Origin of the sequence: Actinosynnema sp. NPDC023794 (assembly GCF_040639675.1) — a bacterium.
GTDB classification, from domain to species: Bacteria; Actinomycetota; Actinomycetes; order Mycobacteriales; family Pseudonocardiaceae; genus Actinosynnema; species Actinosynnema luteola.
Genome location: NZ_JBFAFR010000093.1, coordinates 1 through 2,745 on the forward strand (window position 1 = coordinate 1; position 2,745 = coordinate 2,745).

Genomic DNA, 2,745 nt, shown 5'->3' on the forward strand with positions numbered 1-2,745 from the left:
GATCTGGTGTTGACGAGTCGGCGTGGTTTGGGTGCGCCGGGTGCTGCCGAGTTGGTGGCGGAGTTGGCTGAGGCGGGTGCCGAGGTCGAGTTGGTGGCCTGCGACGTGGCTGACCGGGAGGCGCTCGCCCGGTTGTTGGCCGGGCGTCCGGTTGATGGTGTGGTGCATGTCGCGGGTGTGTTGGACGACGGTGTGATCGCTTCGTTGACCCCGGACCGTGTCGATGGGGTGTTGCGTCCGAAGGTGGACGCCGCCTGGAACCTGCACGAGCTCGTGGGTGATGTCTCGGCGTTCGTGCTGTTCTCGTCGGCGTCGGGTGTGTTGGGTGCGCCGGGTCAGGGCAACTACGCGGCGGCGAATGCGTACCTGGACGCGTTGGCGGCCCACCGCCAGGCCAACGGGTTGGCGGCGCACTCGCTGGCCTGGGGCCTGTGGGCGGCTGAGGACACCGGGATGTCCGGCCGGCTGACGGACACCGACCGGTCCCGGGTGGTCGGTGCCGGTGTGTTGCCACTGGCCGCCGAGCAAGGGCTCGCGCTCCTCGACGCCGCGATCGGCACGGGTGAGGCCGCGGTGATCCCCGCGTCGTTCGACCTGGGCGCGATCCGGGCGCGTGGTGAGCTGATGCCCGAGCTGTTCCGCGGCTTGGTGAAGGTGGCGCGGCGGCGTCGGGCCGGCGCCGGGACCGAGCCCGCCCAGTTGCGCCGGGTGCTCGCCGCGCTGCCCGAGGACGAGTGGGAGGCCGCGTTCCTCGACCTGGTGCTGAACCAGGTCGTGTCCGTGCTCGGGTTCACGTCCGCGGCGGCGGTCGACCCGGAGCGGGCGTTCAACGACCTTGGCTTCGACTCGCTGTCCGCGGTCGAGTTCCGCAACGGTCTGAGCACGGCCGTCGGCGTGCGGCTGCCCGCGACCCTGGTGTTCGACCACCCCACCCCGCAAGCGCTTGCGCGTCACCTGGTGGCCGAGGTGTCCGGGATCGGTGACGATGGAGCGGCGGTCGCGACCACGAGCGTCACCGACGAGCCGATCGCCATCGTCGGGATGGCCTGCCGCTACCCCGGTGGCGTGTCGTCGCCCGAGGACCTGTGGCGGCTGGTCGCGGACGGCGTGGACGCGGTGTCGCCCTTCCCGACCAACAGGGGCTGGGACGTCGAGAGCCTCTACGACCCGACGGGTGAGCGGCCCAACACCAGCTACACCCGGGAAGGCGGGTTCCTGCACGACGCCGACGAGTTCGACCCGGCGTTCTTCGGGATCAGCCCCAACGAAGCCGTGATCATGGACCCGCAGCAGCGGTTGTTGCTGGAGGCGTCGTGGGAGGCGTTCGAGCGGGCGGGTATCGACCCGGTGTCGTTGCGGGGCAGTGACACCGGTGTGTTCGCCGGGATGATGTACCACGACTACGCGGCCAACAGCAGCACCGGAGCCATCGCGTCCGGGCGGGTGTCGTACGTGTTCGGGCTGGAAGGGCCCGCGGTGACGGTGGACACGGCGTGTTCGTCGTCGTTGGTGGCGCTGCACTTGGCGAGCCAGGCGCTGCGGTCGGGTGAGTGCTCGCTGGCGCTCGTCGGTGGTGTGGCCGTGATGGCGACGCCCGAGGTGTTCGTGGAGTTCAGCCGGCAGCGCGGCCTGTCCCCGGACGGTCGGTGCAGGTCGTTCGCGGCCACCAACAACGGGACGTCCTGGGGCGAGGGCGTCGGGATGCTGCTGGTGGAGCGGCTGTCCGATGCCCGCCGCAACGGTCACCCGGTGTTGGCCGTGGTCCGCGGCACGGCGGTGAACCAGGACGGCGCGTCCAACGGTCTGACCGCCCCGAACGGTCCGTCCCAGCGTCGGGTGATCCGGCAGGCGTTGGCGAATGCGGGTTTGACGGTCGCTGATGTGGATGCGGTGGAGGCGCACGGTACGGGTACGACGTTGGGTGATCCGATCGAGGCTCAGGCGTTGTTGGAGACGTATGGGCGTGATCGTGATGTGCCGTTGTGGTTGGGGTCGATCAAGTCGAACATCGGTCACACGCAGGCGGCTGCTGGTGTTGCCGGGATCATCAAGATGGTCATGGCGATGCGGCATGGCGTGATGCCGCCGACCTTGCACGTTGACGAGCCGTCCCCGCACGTGGATTGGTCTGCCGGGAACGTGCGGTTGTTGACCGAGGCCCGGGAGTGGGCTGCTGAGGGTCGGCCGCGCCGGGCGGGCATTTCGTCGTTCGGGATCAGCGGCACGAACGCGCACGTGATCGTCGAAGGAGTGGCGGCGGAGTCGGTCGACGAGGTCGGTGCGGGCCTGCCGGTGGTGCCGTGGGTGTTGACCGGTCGTTCGGCTGAGGCGGTGCGTGCTCAGGCCGCCCGATTGGCGTCGTTCGTGGACGCAGGCGTTCGGCCCGTGGATGTCGCGGTGTCGTTGGCGGGTCGTTCGGTGTTCGAGTACCGGTCGGTGGTGGTCGGTCGGGATCGTGACGAGTTGGTGAGTGGTCTGGCCGAGGTCATGCCGGTGGTGGCTCGGGCTGGTGGTGAGACGGCGTTCTTGTTCACGGGTCAGGGTTCGCAGCGGTTGGGGATGGGTCGTGGGTTGTCGGCCGTGTTCCCGGTGTTCGGGCGGGTGTTCGATGAGGTGTTGGCCGGGTTTGACCCGGTGTTGCGGGATGTGGTGTGGGGTGAGGACGCGGGGCGGTTGGAGCGGACGGAGTTCGCTCAGCCTGCGTTGTTCGCGTTCGAGGTTGCGTTGTTCCGGTTGTTGGAGTCG

At 69.4% G+C, this 2,745-nt stretch carries 1 protein-coding gene; it reads left to right on the plus strand.

Going from position 1 to position 2,745, the window contains the following annotated elements:
- Positions 1 to 2,745 (plus strand): type I polyketide synthase (locus tag AB0H12_RS45130; protein WP_499632940.1); only part of this gene is annotated, 2,745 nt, incomplete at both ends.